A 16019-nucleotide genomic window follows, 5' to 3' on the forward strand; every position below is an offset into this window, starting at 1 on the left:
CAAAACTTATTTTGTCCAAACAATTGCTGATTTATCCCTTATAGTTTCTGACTTCTGAAGTCGTTGTCCTCTCCAGTTCTGCTTCCGCTACTTTAAGTTCTCTCATTGGTATTAATTCTAATGCTGCTACACTAGCTAAACCTAAAAAAGGAACTACTGTCTTAATAGCCGATATAGGCCATCTTCTCATCGCTCCTAAAAAAACTTTCAGGTCTACTTCATGGTAGTTTTGTAAAAGCATCTGACAACAATATGCTTTAGAATAACCAACTTGCTCAAGTTTTAAAATAACTTCAGGTATATGTTGGTATTGCATTAAAAGTGCAGACTTCGGTTCTTTTTGCCAATAACTAACACCAACAATACATTCTAAATAGATATCTTTAGTCACAATTACTTTGCCATTAGCAGCACAATAACCGGCTAAATACGCTAAAGATATCCAATTATTACTAGCAGTTGGCCAAATTTGGAGAGCGCGTTTAATTAAATCAGCACGATATACTGTAGCAGTTAGAAAAATTACTGCTCCTACACTTTTAGTAAAACAATGTTCAAATATTGCTTTACCATCACCTTCACCATCTTCTGTATCGGCATCAAACCAGCGATTACCAAATATTTTTGGTGGATGTACTGGTTCACCAGTAATTTTGTTTCGACCAGAAAAATTCAGAAACAATAATGATAAATCATCAATATTTTTAATTTTATCCATCACATAGGCAACTGCTCTTTCCTGAATTGGATCATCATCACCAATTGTCCAAACATACTTGGTTGTGGCAGAACCTAGGCAATGAAAAATATTTCGCATTACGCCTATGTTTTCAGGATTTTTATTAGATTTGAATGTGATGTTTTTGAGAATACTTTGCCATTTACTAATAATAGATTGAGTATGATCCGTAGAACAATTATCAGAAACTAAGATTTCACACTCTGATTCAAATCCTTTAATAGCTTGGGACAACCAAGTTAATTGTTTATCTAGTAACTCGGCTCGATTGTAAGTAGGAATAGCAATAGTTAGTAGTTTGTTCATAATTTTTGATGCGAAAATATTTTAGATGGTTAATAGAAGAGGATTTTATCTTTTATTTAATTACTTATTCGTGAGATATCTATTGCTGATTTTTTCTGATTAAAGTTCAGCTGATAGATAAATTTACCTATTAATTGTAAGTAAGAAATTATAATATTTGTTGCTAAAATAGGCCATCTTCTAAAAGCACCAAATAATATTTTCCAATCACTCAGTTTGAAAATATTTTCTAGAATCATTCCTTGACAAAATTTAGCAGAATATCCTAAATTTAACAATTTTAGATAAATCTCTGGGATGTAGACATATCGCATCATTAATGACCAGCGAGGATTTTCTTCTAGGGAACTAGCGTGCATTGTACATTCCAAATAATTATCTTGAGTAACAATGATATTTCCATGAGCCGCACAAAATCCGGTCCAATATGCTTGGGATGCTAAATTTTTACAAGAAGTAGTCCAGTTTTGCAAAGCTTGTTGCACAAGTTCGGTATTATAAATGGTAGCTGTCATGAATAGTACGCCACCAAAACTGCCTTGTAAATACCTTTGAAATACAGGTTTACTATCAACAATAATTTCATCACTATCGCTAGGAAACCAGTGTTCTACCAAAACTTTATTTGTGTTTTTATCTCGTCCACAACAGTTGAGAAACATCAGTGATAAACTGGGATTCTCTTTAATTTTATTGACGACATAACCTAGAGTTCTTTCCTGAATTGGATCGTCATCTCCCACTGTCCAAATATATTTACTACCAGCAGCTTGAAGACAAAAAGCAATATTTGGCATTAACCCTATATTTTCCCGATTTCTATTCACTATAAATACAGTATTACTAAAAGCAGGTTGCCATTTTTTCAAAACTCCTGGTGTATTATCTGTTGAGCAGTTATCCGAAATAATAATTTCACATTCTGATTCAAAACCTTTGATTGCTGTTGCTAACCAAGCCAGTTGTTTATCTAGTAAAGCGGCGCGATTGTATGTAGGAATAGCAATAGTTAGTAACTTTTGCATTTCTGGTATAATGATATTATTTGGTGTCTAAAAAAGGCTTTTAAATCGAATATCTTGAATTAAGAAAATTCAATTTAATCCACCTTGATGCAATAATGTTCGGTTAAGGAAATGTAGAAATGTAGGTTGAGTTGACGCAAGGAAACCCAACAAAATTATTAATCATGTTGGGTTTTGCTGTCGCTCAACCCAACCTACAATATTTTCGGAATAAATTAATAATTTTCCTGTTTGTTCCAGAAGAAATCTTTGTCAATTTGTTCTGTGCGAATTAGATATTCTAATTGTTTCAAACGGGTGAATCCTCTAGACAAGAAAGTATCTTCATTCATATCAATTTGCTTAAACAAACTAAATAGTTGACTAGCACCAGTTTGAGCATTCCAATCACACTTGAATCCGGGGAGAATTGTGTTGATCTTTTCAAAAGATACTCGATAACTGCGATTGTCTGAACCGTTATTACCAAAAGATAATTGACAACCAGGGAAAACATCGGCAACAATTTCTGCTATTTCTTTAACTCGGTAGTTATTGCCTGTATCACCAACGTTAAAAATTTCATTGTGAATAATATCTCTGGGCGCTTCCAAGGCACAAACAATGGCTTTACAAATATCTAAGGCGTGAACTAATGGCCGCCAAGGTGTACCATCACTGGTCATTTTAATTTCTTTTGTAGTCCAAGCTAACCCCGCCAAGTTGTTTAAAACAATATCAAATCGCATTCTGGGAGAAGCACCAAAAGCGGTCGCATTCCGCATGAAAGTAGGGGAGAAATCATCATCAGCTAATGGTTGTAAATCTCTTTCTACTAATGTTTTACATTCGGCGTAAGCTGTTTGTGGATTCAGAGAAGATTCTTCTGTAATATCGCCTTCACTAGCCACACCATAAACACTACAGGAGGACATATAAACGAAGCGGCGGACACCTACTGATTTTGCCAAATTAGCTAGGCGAACTGAACCAAAATGATTAATATCATAAGTAATTGTGGGGGATAATTGTCCAGTAGGATCGTTGGATAATTCTGCCATGTGAACAATAGCATCTACGCCTTCTAAATCTTCGGGATTGATATCACGAATATCTTTATTTAGGGTTTTAGCTGTGATGTTAGTGCCGTTATATAGCCAACCAACTTTATAAAATCCAGTATCAACTCCCAGAACTTCATGTCCTTTTTGCATTAATAAAGAAGGCAATAAAGAACCAAGATAACCTTCTGTGCCAGTTACTAAAATTTTCATGATTGTTAAAACTTTTGAGGTAGAAAAATATGTTGTTGCTTGAAAAATCCGCAGATAAAATTCTCTTTCCTTACTCTCTGCGCCTCTGCGTGTTAGCGAAGCAGGGCGAAGCCTGATAAAAAAATGTAGTTCATTCTACGAAGAGACTAAACTGTGCAAATGAGTAGGTTCTGGTATTTGCTTAACTATAGCTTTACCAATTTCTAAGGAAGAAGTTGCAGCGGGTGAAGGTGCATTGCAAACATGAATGGAATTATCACCATTAACGATTAAAAAGTCATCTACCAGAGAACCATTATTCATTAATGCTTGAGCGCGAACTCCTGCATGGGTGGGAATTACATCTTTTGCTTGAATTTCGGGAATTAGTTTTTGCAAACTTTTGACAAAGGCTGCTTTACTAAAGGAACGAATAATTTCTTGAATTCCTTCGTCGGCGTGTTTTGCTGCTAGTTTCCAAAAGCCAGGATAGGTGATAACTTCGGCAAAATCTCGCAAGTCAAAGTCGGTTTTTTTGTAACCTTCACGTTTGAGGCTTAGAACTGCATTGGGACCCGCGTGAACAGTGTTATCAATCATCCGGGTGAAATGCACGCCGAGAAAGGGGAAATCTGGATTAGGAACTGGGTAAATGAGAGTTTTCACCAAATAGCGTTTTTCGGGGGTAAGTTCGTAATATTCACCGCGAAAGGGAACGATTTTAGCTTCAGGATTAGCTTTACCTAATTTTGCAATGCGATCGCTATGCAATCCGGCACAATTAATTACAAATCGAGTTTCAAAACTGCCATTGTTAGTTTCTAATACCTGATTTTTGCCACTGCGGACAATTTTCAAAACTTGTATGTTAAGACGTAAATCTCCCCCTTGATTGCGAATTAATTCCGCATATTTTAAACAAACTTGTTTGTAATTAACAATCCCTGTACTAAATACCTGAACTCCACCCACACAACTCACATGAGGTTCAATTTCTTTAACTTCTTCTGAACTGATTCTTTTAACAGGAATGCCGTTTTCTAACCCGCGTGTGTAGAGATTTTCTAAGCGAGGTAATTCTTGTTGATTACTGGCAACAATTACTTTACCACAAACTTCATGATCAATATCATATTTCTGGCAAAATTCTACCATTGAACGGCTACCATCACGGGAAAATGTAGCCTTAAAGCTTCCCGGTTTATAGTAAATACCGGAATGAATGACACCGCTATTATTACCAGTTTGATGAAATGCCCATTGGCTCTCTTTTTCTAACACTAATATTTTAGCATGAGGATAACGCTCTCCTAAAGCCATTGCAGTGGAAAGTCCAACTATTCCCCCACCAATAATTGCAAAATCGTACATTAGTAATCTTTCCCCAATCCAATATCTAAAATCTCAAATCCAAAATTGCTATTACCAAACTTGCCAAGGAGCTTTACCATTTTTCCATAGATCCTCTAGATAGTTTTTATCTCTTAATGTGTCCATTGGTTGCCAAAAACCATCATGTTTGTAAGCCGCTAACTGTTCTAAGTCAGCTAACTTTTCTAATGGTTCTTTCTCCCACACAGTTGAACTATCAGCAATAAAATCAATTACCTGTGGTTCTAGAACAAAATAGCCACCATTAATCCAAGCACCATCACCTTCCGGTTTTTCTTTAAAACTGGTGATTTTAGTTTGTTCTTGTCCTAGAGAAATTGCTCCAAATCTTCCTGCTGGTTGCACTGCGCTGAGTGTTGCTAATGTCTTTTGTTCTCGATGGAATTTAATTAATTCTGTAATATTAATATTACTTACACCATCACCATAGGTGAAACAAAAGGTTTCATTCCCAATATGTTCACGAACTTGCTTTAAACGTCCACCTGTCATTGTATTATCACCTGTATTTACCAAGGTGACGCGCCAGGGTTCAGCATATCCAGAATGGACATTCATTTGATTAAATCGCATATCAAATGTCACGTCTGACATATGTAAAAAATAGTTGGCAAAGTATTCTTTAATGATGTACCCTTTGTAACCGCAACAAATAATGAAATCATTAATACCATGAGCAGAGTAAGTTTTCATTATGTGCCAGAGAATTGGCTTACCACCAACTTCAACCATTGGTTTGGGTCTGATACTGGTTTCTTCACTTAACCTTGTACCCAGACCTCCTGCTAAAATTACTGCTTTCATGTAGTTACCTCAAAAATTTGCACGTGGATGATAATTTCAATTGATGGAAATGAAGAGAATGCACAATGATGGTAAAGGAATTAAATAATTTTTCTTTCTCTTTATTAGGTAGATAAACATAATTTAACTGTTATTTTCTAGAAAATCATAAAGAATAAGTAAATTAAGATATTTTATCTGTAAAATATTTATAGTAGGAGTCAGGAGTCAGAATAAGAGAGAAGAAGAAGGAATAAGGAAGAAGGAAAAGAAAAAGAAGAAGAAGTCTTTTTATGTTTGTCTTTTTTCGTGAATTTTGTGCCTTATTCAAGCTACATTCCGCTATAGTAATTTTAATCACAAAAACAAAAACCCCCAATTTCTTAATGAAGTCAGGAGTGAATTTTAACTATTATTTTTTACAGATTATTCACACTTTAGATGATTTTAATTCCTTCATTCTTCATTCTTCATTCTTCATTCTTCATTCTTTATTCTTCATTCTTTATTCTTCATTCTTCTTTCTTATTCTGACTCCTGACTCCTACTAAATCAATTACTTTGTCTAGTGAGAATTGTGTTAGATAATAAACTATCACATTTATTAGCAACAACGATACAAATACTACTCAAGGACTGTTGATAATTATCCATATCATTTTGCTCCAAAGAAACTTTAGCGGCTGTTTCTAAATCCGCAACTGCTTGAACATGATTTTTGTCAGCTATACCTTCTCCATATTGTGCTAGTTCATAGTAAGCCATCCCACGTCTTAGATAACCTTTAGCCAATCGGGGATTAAGTTTTATTGCTTCAGTAAAATCAGCGATCGCCTGTTTATATTCTGTTGCATAATTACTACTGTATTGCGCCATTTGATAACGAACCAAACCCCGTTGAAAGTAAGCATCTATTTTAGCTGAATTGAGTTTAATGGCTTCCGTAAAATCAGCAATTGACTTTTGGTATTCTGGAAAAGAATTATTTATATATTTAGTAGTTTCAAATCGAACAATACCCCGTCTGATATAAGCTTCTGCATCAGTTTTATCTATACTGATGGCAGCATTAAAATCAGCGATCGCTTGTTTGTATTCTTTATCAGGATCACTACTATAATCAGCCAGCATATAATAAGCATTACCGCGACTTATATAGGCTTTCACTTCTTGAGGATTCAACTTCAAAGCTTGGTTATAATTAGCTAATGCAGCTTCATAATTATTTAAATTATATTGGGCATTACCCAAATTTATATACCCCTTGGCTGATTGGGGATTCTTTTTAATAGCTTCGGTAAAATTGACCACTGCTTGTTCATAATCTTGTTGATGATAAGCAGTATCACCGCGCTGGTAGTAATCCGCAAAAGAAAGACTTGGCAGATCAGCAGTTTGATTAGGTGTACGAGACATCAAACTTTGTTGAGTGTAAGGATTTTGGGAAACAAAAGGACGGGTAAATTTAATCATTACATCCAAATAGCCCAAAAGACCCAATCCCATCACCCCAAAAATCACACCATATAACTTCCGATTTAATTTTTGACCAGCGGGAGGATGATAAAACTGCTGGTTAGCTATAGGTTGCCAATGATACACCGGATAATTTGGTCTTAATGGCTGAGTAATGCGGGGAGTGGGAATATGGCGACGTTTAGACGGTTTTTGGCGTGGTTGTAGATGTTGTTTAGAAGCGATCGCCACCAATGACGGAAATGGATCTCTCCCACCCAATCTTTTAGTCCGCTCACACCAAGGACACTTATCCAAATGATTATGATAAAGATGCTGAAGATTCACCTGACAAATCATTAAACTCTCCTCCACCGCCGTTAAAGCCGACAACCAAGTTTGAGCATTAGGGCGTAACCAAGGTTGATCATGACCATCCTCAAAACAACGCACAAATAAATCCCGCAAACTAGGATGAAGCAGATTCCAGCTAGGAGAAATAGGCGTTGGTAGATAGGGAACTTGTTTCTTTTGACTATAGGTAAAATGTCCAGAAAGAATCCTCCCTTGGTAGGTTGGAGGATCTACCGCCCCTTGAAATATCCCAGAAAATGGGTGAGTTCCTTCCATTAACAACTGAAAAATCAGCACAGCCAACCCAAATAAATCATGATGAATTTCTCGATCATAGTCCGCAAAAGTTTTATTCTGTAATTCTGGAGGCGTATATTCAGGCTTACCCACAGAACAACGATAAACAACATTCTGCAACGGTTCCGTCACTTGAAACGAATCCGTATCCACCAACGTCACCAAAGCCGTATCACTCACCAAAATATTCGACTCATTCACATCACCAACACAGTATCGGCTGGCGTGCAAAGCCGCAAAAGCCGCAGCCAGATTCCGGGCAGTTCGCAACAAATATTGATAATTAAACAAAGGGCAATGTTGTCGGCGAATCCCTGGATTATAAAAATCCATAATTGGTCGCATTCCCCGAATTCTGGGCATCACAAAGCCAACGACCTTACCGCTACCATCCGCCGCTTGCAATAATTCCTGTGGCCAAGCAATAGAAATATGCCCTAAATTATCCGTCGGATTCACAGGAGGATTAGCAAGCATCGCCCGCAGTTTTTGGGCATAAGAGACAGTTGGTTTATGATAGATTTTCGCTACCAAGTTCTCATCCGACGGAACTGCATAGATACAAGCCTCACCACCATGTCCCACACTGACAGAGAGGTTGAGAATTTCCGGGCTAGGAAGATGACGTAGTACCTGCATGGCAGAATAAAGTTTATATGAGGTGATTGGAATCCGTCAAAGGTTCAGACACTCAAGAGTATGGCTAATACCATACTGTCTTTAATCCCTAATGACTATAAATTATGAGTTAATAAATGCAGCCAAAATTAAAGTTAAATCATCATCAGTGCGCTGAGTAATCTTATCAGAACTTAAAAACCGCATTAAATGTTCTTTTGCTAATATTCTATCTTCAGCATTTGCTACAAACTCAAATAAAGGAAAAAAGAAAGGTTTGTGAGGTTCACCAACAATCATATTCAAAGCTAACATTTGTAAACCATCAGTTAGAACACCCACATTAACAATCTCATCCCGGCATATTTTAAATTGTGCTGTCTCCAAAGCAACAAGAGACGTGAGAAAAGTTGTTTGATTGATATATTCGCCATTGCTAGGAATGGTTAATGCTATCAAATTACCCATACCATTTTTAGCCACAGCCAAACCATCACCAACCTGCCCTACAGCCACAATTTCTGGTGTAGCAATCATCAGAATCAAGGTAGTTGCTAAATCATGAGGTTGATTATTACAAACATCCGCCTCAGTTTCTATAGCCTTGCGGGCTACTAACATAGCATCAGTGAGCAAATAACGCAAAACATCATCATTAGCCAGAGAATCACTCGTAATCTCTTGGCGAGAAAGATGATCTATGGCCGTTTCCACCGCAATCATTGATCCCACCTTTCCTAGTTTAGCAGAACCCGCACCATCTGCCGCTGCTATCACCAACACATTATTAGCCAATAGCTGCCAATGGTGAGCATCCTGACAAAGTTGCTGGTTTTTTGAATGACTAGTCCCACATACAGAAGCAGTCACTATCCGCCATTGAGAAATCTCTTTTGATGTATTCATATAATTTGTTTTCCACAGCTAGTTCAGTTTAAACAACAAGCTGCAATTTTCATTAAACAGATCCCCAACCAATTGGTGGTAGTGCTACCTGTTCATCTACCTGAGAATGAGACACCGCTGACATACTCGCAGACAGCCAAACAAACATCTCAATAAAATTCAATCCTTTTAATTTTAGGGGACTTCGTACAGCAATTTGACTTAATCGGCTCATATTCGCATTCTCTACGCCCACCGTAAAGAACGCCACCCGCTTATTAGACTCATCCCCTTGCAGTCTTTGGGCGGCTTGTTCAACAACATGATCTAGTTCACCCTGGGGTTCACCATCAGTAATCATAAACACCCAAGGACGGTAATAAGCAATACCATTCGTCCGATATTGGGATTTGCGTTCTTGAATAATATCCAAAGCCTTATGAATAGCCGAACCCATAATTGTTAACCCCTGGGCTGTGAGAATCGGCGGGTTGAATTTATCAGCAGTTACAAAGTCCTGGACAACATTAACATTACTATCAAATGTAATAATAGCTACTTCTACCCTTCGGGATGCTAAGGAATTTTTAACCAGTTCATCCTTTAAACTCAACAAACCTTGATTTAAAGCTTCGATTCGTTCTCCTTGCATCGAGCCAGAAGTATCTAGCAATAACACGCATGGACAACGGGGTTCGGGATTTTCCGCAAATTCTACAACTTCGTCAAGATTAAATGTATCAATCATAACTTTTTGTGTTATGTTATAGTCCAAAGTCTTATTTTCCTTTTACTGAAAGTATATAGTTTTTGGCGCTAGTATGACTAAAATTATGGTATTTTGCGGGAGATACTGGGATTTTTCCGTAAATATATTGACTTGGGGCAATTTTACTAAATGTCTCTCCCACTCCTCATTACCACTTAGTCACTGGTAATTTATGAGGCCATTTAATCTTACTGATTGTCAAATGTCTACCATAATTGAACTTTGCCAAAATTAAAATGCCAGAATTCAGGAGTCAAACAACCTCAATACCTAACTTTTGACCTAGATTCTCCAGTCTGTTGAGTTGCCATCTGCTGTAATAATCAATATATACATTTACCTCCATAAATTTTTAAAGATTCTATGTGGGATTTAAGTCTGTCTTTGGGTAAATCAATTCATGATTGTTAAATCCAGCAAAAGTAAGAAGATCCGGCTGAAAACTGACGAATTTAAATTACCAAAAAAATCTCAGCATACTCAATAGTATCACTATATAGTTAATCAAGATGAAATAGCGACAAAATATGACAAAACAGAGATTTTTATCCACACCAATGATAAAAAATCAAAATAAAAAACTACAAAAACTGTTACATTCAACCCAGGAGGATAATTCTTAAAAAATGTTTTTCATTGATATTCATCATTTAACAACTTGTGATCATGACTATATTTCCAGGTGATATCATATTGCAGCCTGATATTTAATCTTTTCCCATAGTATGTTGATGTATCCGCCCAAAAAATTGTAAAAATATGAAAAATACTGGCACATTTACCAAGTTATCACCCCAAGGTTTATTAAGACAATTAAGCAATTGTTATGAAACTACCCGTTTGCAAGCACATAGTAACTATGTATCTTGGTTGATATATATAGAACAAGGAAAAATTATCTATGCGACTCATTCAGTAGAACCCTTTGATAGATTAGAACGACAAATGCGTCGTCTCCATTCACAAATTCCTTTAGTTGATAATGAAGTGCGTGTACAAATGCGCTTGATGTTTGAACCTGAGGATAATCATCATTTACCTAACCAAATTCCCGAATATGAAGCGATTAATTGGCTAGTTAATGAACAACATCTCTTGCTTGATCACGCAACATTACTGATTCAAGAATTAGTTAAAGAAGTAATTGAATCATTTCTCCTCATTGAAACAGGTGATTTTGAACTAACAGAACCACTGGGAAATTTTACCAAACTTTCTAAGTTAGATGTTAATGATATCATCGAAAAATGCCAAAATCAGTTACAAAATTGGCGGTATCTTGGTAGATACATATCTTCTCCCTATCAGCGTCCATATTTGTTAGTTAGTAGCAAATTTCAGGATAAAAGATTACCACCACTCAAAGAAAATATTACCAATTGGATGAATGGTTTTAGCTTGCGTCATCTAGCGATTATTATGAATCAGGATGAGTTGCAACTAGCTTTAAGTTTATACCCCTATATTGTTAAGGGTTCGATAGTATTACATGAACCAGATCCCCCATTTGATAAGTTACCAAAAACTTGTGGAAGTTCATTACTATTTTCTGAAGATAGTACAGAGTTAATTAGGGGTAAATTATTTGTTGCGGATGTAGCACCCAGTCAAGATTCTTCTCCAGAAACTCCAATTATTTCGCAGAATCATCTGGCGGTTCAACAGCTAGTACCAAATGTTGCTGATTTACCTCCAGAGGATTTTTCACCTGAAGTTGTTAATAATAACATAGAAGCCGATTCACAAAAAGTCAAAATCAATACGAGAATTACCCAAAAGACTTACAAAATTATTTCTGTAGATGATAGTCCTACAATTCTCAAGGAAATCAGTCGTTATTTGGAAGATGAGAATTTTACTTTGGTGACTATTAATGAACCAGTGAAAGCAGTTATGTCAATTATTAGACATAAACCGGATTTGATTTTACTGGATTTGAATATGGCGGGAATTGACGGTTATGAACTATGTAAAATTATCCGCAATAATTCCATGTTTAAAACTATTCCCATTATTTTTGTGACTAGCAATAAGGGAATTATAGATAAGGTAAAAGCGAGATTTGTCGGTGCGTCTGGATACTTAACTAAACCTTTTACCCGCGCTGAGTTGCTGAAAATGATCTTTATGCACTTGGCATAATTCAGAACGTAGGGGCGCAGGGCTTGCGCCCAGTCAGCAATTAGCAATATACTTTTGAAAGTGTTGGGTAACATACTCAAATAAACTCAACCTACGGTTACTTGAGAAATATAAGTTTTTCAAATAGACATTTTCGTAAATTTGGTAAAGTTGATGTTTGTTGAGAATAAGTAGTCTATATTCTCAACTTTATTGATAATGTTGTTAATAAGTTAAGGCAAATAGGTTTTTACAGGATTGATAAGTACCCCTTGACTTTTTGTGCTATTATTATGGATATAATTTGCTTCGGCTTTTTTGTTTTTTTGACTTAGCTACAAGTTTGTATGGTGTTGGGTTTCCTTGTGTCAACCCAACCTACTATAAAATTAGTTGAAGCGGATAAGTTGCAACTTCTATGCTGCTTCCCTCAACGGGGTGGGGGCAGAGATTTCTGGAAACGGTAGGGAAAGCTGTTCGGGTGATGGTGCTGGTGCTTCCTGTAATACCGTTACTTCAATATTTACACTAACTAAATAACTACCTGTATCTGCACCTACGGCTTCAGAAATTATTTTAGCTATATCTGGACGTTTTGCCGTTAAAGGATCACGGATAATACAACGATCCCATTCATGCTTGGCGGTGGGGTTAAGATTGAGAATATAATGCTTCATCATAGGTGTAGTCCTTAAAATCCCTATTCCATAAGTCTTTCCAGGTTTGAAGACTATTTTGATAGTATAGTACAAATTTACTATATTAACAAGAGGACAATAAAAATCTACCCTGTTTGATTTTATACTCTAAACAGGGCAGTGGTGGATTTTGGATTTTGGATTATTGGTTCTTCCGTACCTGTTATGCCAAATATGAGTTTATTTACCCCATCACCCATATAAATAAAGGGTTTCATTGTTTTTGATGCCAAATTTATATCAAATTCACCGATGAATTAACGTAAAATCCTTACGGTATAAGGATTTTAGGGGTTCACAAAATTATTTAGCATAGTAAGTACCGAAGAACCGGATTATTTTACAATTACCAATTACCAATCACCAAATTATCTAACTTTCGGTTTCACAATCAGGAACACCTTCTCTAAATACTCGACTTGCTAAAATATCTACTGCTTCAATGGTAATTAAATCCTGTTTATTTAATTTTTTCCCACTACTTAATAAACGATTTGCTTGACGTAATCTTGCTCTATCTATAGCATTTCTGACACTGCGGGCATTAGCAAAATGAGCCATTGTTTTACGTTTAATTAAATATTCCCGAAAGGCTTTTTCGGCATCTGGACTAAAACAATAGTTTTGTGCTTTGACTATAGATTGGGCAATAATCATCAAATTGTCAACGCTATAATCATTAAATTCGATGTGTAACCCAATGCGAGAATTCATGCCGGGGTTACTATGGAAAAAATGCTCCATTTGCGTTTTATACCCAGCGAGAATGACTACTATATCATCTCGTTGATTTTCCATGACTTGCATGAGAATTTCAATGGCTTCTAAGCCAAAATCTCCAGGATGATCTGGACGATATAATGTATAGGCTTCATCTACTAATAAGACACCACCCATAGCATTATTTAAAACTTCTCTGGTTTTGGGTGCTGTTTGACCAATACCTTGACCTACTAAATCATCTCTGGTTACTAACATTACGTTTTCTCTACGTATATATTCTAAACGATAGAGAATTTCTGCCATCCGCATGGCTACTGTGGTTTTACCCATGCCTGGATTGCCTAAGAATGTCATGTGTAGACTAGGCGCACCTGCATCCAATCCTAAGCTTTTGCGAATGCGATCAACTAGTAATAAAGCTGCCATTTCTTTGATTTTGTTTTTGACGGACTTTAATCCGACTAACTCTTGATCTAATTTATCAAGAATTTCTTGAATATGAGATTCCTGAAAAGCACCTTCTAAATCAATCTCTCTGTCGTCGTTGATGGCAATAACTGTCTCTGTTTCTAAAAGCTGTTCACTCATGACTATCACCTCTGGGAGTGCTTTTAATGATAGCTGTGAATAGGGAAATATAAAATAATTTAATTCTAATGCTAATGATATATATTTTCTAATTATCAATTGCTGAATGGAGTGATAAGAAAAATCTAATTGTAGGGGTGGGATGTAGATGTAGATCCCTAACTTCTGACTTAAATTAGGATAGAAGCAAGAAGTCGGGGATATGTCAAAATTCAGTAACCCAGTTGGCTTGTTGGGGTACGGGAATATAAATTCCGGCTGCGTCTAAGGAGATTTTGAGACGACGACGGTATTCTCTGGCTACAGTCCATTGCTTGAGGGGCTGAGTTTTGATTAAGACGCGAATCATGACACCGCGATCGCTAAAATGTTCTACTCCTAAAACATTAGGCTTTTCCAGAATTTGATTTTGCCAGTCAGGATCTTGACTCATCTCTAAACCCACATCTTCAATTAACTTCAAAGCTTTGTCTACATCGGCTTGATAAGAAACCGGAATACTCAAATCAGCCCGTGACCAGCGGCTGGAGAGATTAGCTACAATCTTGACTTCACTATTAGGAATGGTAATTAAGCGCCCTTCTGAATCTCGAACTTGAGTCATTCGCAGATTCAACTTTTCCACTAAACCACCTACAGTGCCGACGGTAATCATATCACCCAGGGCATATTGATCTTCAAAGATAATCAGAAAGCCGTTAATTGCATCTTTGATTAAGTTTTGGGAAGCGAGGGATATAGCCACACCTACTAAACCCGCACCAGCTAAAAGCGGAACGATATCTATCCCCAAGGATATCAAAGCTAGTAAGCTACCTGCACCAACGAAAATAATCGTAGTGATACTTTTAGTTACGCCGGAAAATGTGGATATTCTCAACTGCAAGCGTTCGGATGTTTCTGGAGTTAATAAAGCCCCACCACTAACTATCGTTGAGGTGAAATGATCTATTAAGGCATAGGTAAACCGCACAGCTACATAAGTTCCCACAGCCACAATCGTTAACTTGATGGGAATTTGGGCAATAGTGAGAATCCCGATTTGTAAGGCTCGTGTGTAGGGAAATAGTCCTAAAATGATTAAACTACCGCTACCCCAAATCCCTGCTTGTGCTGTTTGAAATAGTCTGGTTTTGACTTCTTGAAGATGCTGCTGGTGTTGTTGATTTAATAGTGTGGTGATTGATGCAATATTGGTGGATATGGAGGGGATAGAATCGGCTGCATTCTTGCGTAAATGCTTTTGCCAACGTCTAACACCCCAACTGATGATGATCATTGCCAGTGTCCCCACAGCAGCAATTTCACCTTGCTGAATTAAAGACTTTGTTTGTCTTTCTTGTTTGGCTTGTTGCAGATGTTGTTGCAACCCATCACTAATTTGATTGGCTAATGTTAATGGGTTTACCTGTCCAGCATCTTCGTATGTGATAGTCATCAGGTATTGGTCATTCACAAAAATAGTCGGTAATCCTTTAACTGTCCGATTCTGGACTTTAAGTTCTGTTGCAGATGTCTGTAAGTAATTATGGGTGATATCCTGTAAATTCTGTTGAATGTTTTGAAAACGTTCGGGAAAATTGGTTTTTGATGCGGTGATGGTAAATAAAGGACGACCATCTAAATAAATCCAGCCAGATGTCATTTTATCATCTACCTTATTCGTTGAACCACTGGGAGTCGGTAGAAAAGGTAAAGGAGAAAACTGGGCTGTGGCTTTGGTGACAGAACCGATGGTAATTACCATTGTCCCTGCTACCGCTAAAAATCGAAGTATCACTAAAATACCTCCTTGTGTGATTGAAGGCTTCCATACCCGTCCGGAACTTAAGTTCCGGGCTAATAGCTAAAGTAAACTAAAGTTTACTAAGTAATTTTTGGTTTCCTTACTTAGTCATCTTGAGATGACTTTTGCTATCAGACTGGGAATTAATTCCCAGTTGGGTTGTCGGTTTTACCTGAAGTTGATACCAATGGGAATAGGGGAAGAATTAATATCCTGTCGCCTATGTCCTAAAGTCGTTGCTATATTCT

12 protein-coding genes are annotated in these 16019 nt (G+C 36.8%); 1 reads left to right on the top strand and 11 read right to left on the bottom strand.

Annotated elements, in window-relative coordinates:
• Positions 1–31: 31 nt before the first annotated feature.
• From CA730_RS04770 to CA730_RS04805, 8 genes are all read right to left on the bottom strand, one after another.
• Positions 32–1045 carry a glycosyltransferase family 2 protein gene (locus tag CA730_RS04770; RefSeq protein WP_096664632.1) on the bottom strand — a complete coding sequence of 338 codons (1014 nt, stop codon included), beginning with the start codon at positions 1043–1045 and terminating at the stop codon, positions 32–34.
• 56 nt (positions 1046–1101) lie between these two features.
• Positions 1102–2070 carry a glycosyltransferase family 2 protein gene (locus CA730_RS04775; protein ID WP_096664635.1) on the bottom strand — a complete coding sequence of 323 codons (969 nt, stop codon included), beginning with the start codon at positions 2068–2070 and terminating at the stop codon, positions 1102–1104.
• A 215-nt stretch (positions 2071–2285) separates the two neighbouring features.
• A complete protein-coding gene (locus tag CA730_RS04780; protein ID WP_096664638.1) occupies positions 2286–3323 on the bottom strand; it encodes an NAD-dependent epimerase/dehydratase family protein in 1038 nt (345 codons plus the stop codon).
• A 135-nt stretch (positions 3324–3458) separates the two neighbouring features.
• Positions 3459–4673, bottom strand: coding sequence for an L-2-hydroxyglutarate oxidase (gene lhgO / locus CA730_RS04785; protein WP_096664641.1), 1215 nt, complete (start codon positions 4671–4673; stop codon positions 3459–3461).
• Positions 4674–4724: 51 nt separating this feature from the next.
• The gene (gene rfbF, locus CA730_RS04790; RefSeq protein WP_096664644.1) at positions 4725–5498 is read right to left on the bottom strand and encodes a glucose-1-phosphate cytidylyltransferase; all 774 of its coding nucleotides are present in this window, start codon (positions 5496–5498) and stop codon (positions 4725–4727) included.
• A 531-nt stretch (positions 5499–6029) separates the two neighbouring features.
• Entirely contained in the window at positions 6030–8222 is a 2193-nt protein-coding gene (locus CA730_RS04795; RefSeq protein WP_096664647.1) for a tetratricopeptide repeat protein, read from the bottom strand.
• A 102-nt stretch (positions 8223–8324) separates the two neighbouring features.
• Positions 8325–9107: a PP2C family serine/threonine-protein phosphatase gene (locus tag CA730_RS04800; RefSeq protein ID WP_096664650.1), complete on the bottom strand. Its 783-nt coding sequence runs from the start codon at positions 9105–9107 to the stop codon at positions 8325–8327.
• 52 nt (positions 9108–9159) lie between these two features.
• The gene (locus tag CA730_RS04805; protein WP_096664653.1) at positions 9160–9834 is read right to left on the bottom strand and encodes a vWA domain-containing protein; all 675 of its coding nucleotides are present in this window, start codon (positions 9832–9834) and stop codon (positions 9160–9162) included.
• Positions 9835–10614: 780 nt separating this feature from the next.
• Here CA730_RS04805 and CA730_RS04810 point away from each other — a divergent pair.
• Positions 10615–11997, top strand: a complete 1383-nt coding sequence (locus tag CA730_RS04810) for a response regulator (RefSeq protein ID WP_096664655.1) — start codon at positions 10615–10617, stop codon at positions 11995–11997.
• A gap of 395 nt (positions 11998–12392) precedes the next feature.
• On the opposite strand, the gene CA730_RS04815 is transcribed toward CA730_RS04810, so the two are convergent.
• From CA730_RS04815 to CA730_RS04825, 3 genes are all read right to left on the bottom strand, one after another.
• Positions 12393–12656: a hypothetical protein gene (locus CA730_RS04815; protein WP_096664657.1), complete on the bottom strand. Its 264-nt coding sequence runs from the start codon at positions 12654–12656 to the stop codon at positions 12393–12395.
• 390 nt (positions 12657–13046) lie between these two features.
• Entirely contained in the window at positions 13047–13985 is a 939-nt protein-coding gene (locus CA730_RS04820) for an AAA family ATPase (protein ID WP_096664659.1), read from the bottom strand.
• 205 nt (positions 13986–14190) lie between these two features.
• Positions 14191–15765: a mechanosensitive ion channel family protein gene (locus CA730_RS04825; RefSeq protein ID WP_096664661.1), complete on the bottom strand. Its 1575-nt coding sequence runs from the start codon at positions 15763–15765 to the stop codon at positions 14191–14193.
• Between the last annotated feature and the right edge of the window lie 254 nt (positions 15766–16019).

Origin of the sequence: Dolichospermum compactum NIES-806 (assembly GCF_002368115.1) — a bacterium.
Classification (GTDB): Bacteria; Cyanobacteriota; Cyanobacteriia; order Cyanobacteriales; family Nostocaceae; genus Dolichospermum; species Dolichospermum compactum.

Coding starts and splice junctions, on each gene's coding strand:
- CA730_RS04770 (WP_096664632.1), bottom strand. CDS start 1,045: ATGAACAAACTACTAACTATTGCTATTCCTACTTACAATCGAGCCGAG.
- CA730_RS04775 (WP_096664635.1), bottom strand. CDS start 2,070: ATGCAAAAGTTACTAACTATTGCTATTCCTACATACAATCGCGCCGCT.
- CA730_RS04780 (WP_096664638.1), bottom strand. CDS start 3,323: ATGAAAATTTTAGTAACTGGCACAGAAGGTTATCTTGGTTCTTTATTG.
- lhgO (WP_096664641.1), bottom strand. CDS start 4,673: ATGTACGATTTTGCAATTATTGGTGGGGGAATAGTTGGACTTTCCACT.
- rfbF (WP_096664644.1), bottom strand. CDS start 5,498: ATGAAAGCAGTAATTTTAGCAGGAGGTCTGGGTACAAGGTTAAGTGAA.
- CA730_RS04795 (WP_096664647.1), bottom strand. CDS start 8,222: ATGCAGGTACTACGTCATCTTCCTAGCCCGGAAATTCTCAACCTCTCT.
- CA730_RS04800 (WP_096664650.1), bottom strand. CDS start 9,107: ATGAATACATCAAAAGAGATTTCTCAATGGCGGATAGTGACTGCTTCT.
- CA730_RS04805 (WP_096664653.1), bottom strand. CDS start 9,834: ATGATTGATACATTTAATCTTGACGAAGTTGTAGAATTTGCGGAAAAT.
- CA730_RS04810 (WP_096664655.1), top strand. CDS start 10,615: ATGAAAAATACTGGCACATTTACCAAGTTATCACCCCAAGGTTTATTA.
- CA730_RS04815 (WP_096664657.1), bottom strand. CDS start 12,656: ATGATGAAGCATTATATTCTCAATCTTAACCCCACCGCCAAGCATGAA.
- CA730_RS04820 (WP_096664659.1), bottom strand. CDS start 13,985: ATGAGTGAACAGCTTTTAGAAACAGAGACAGTTATTGCCATCAACGAC.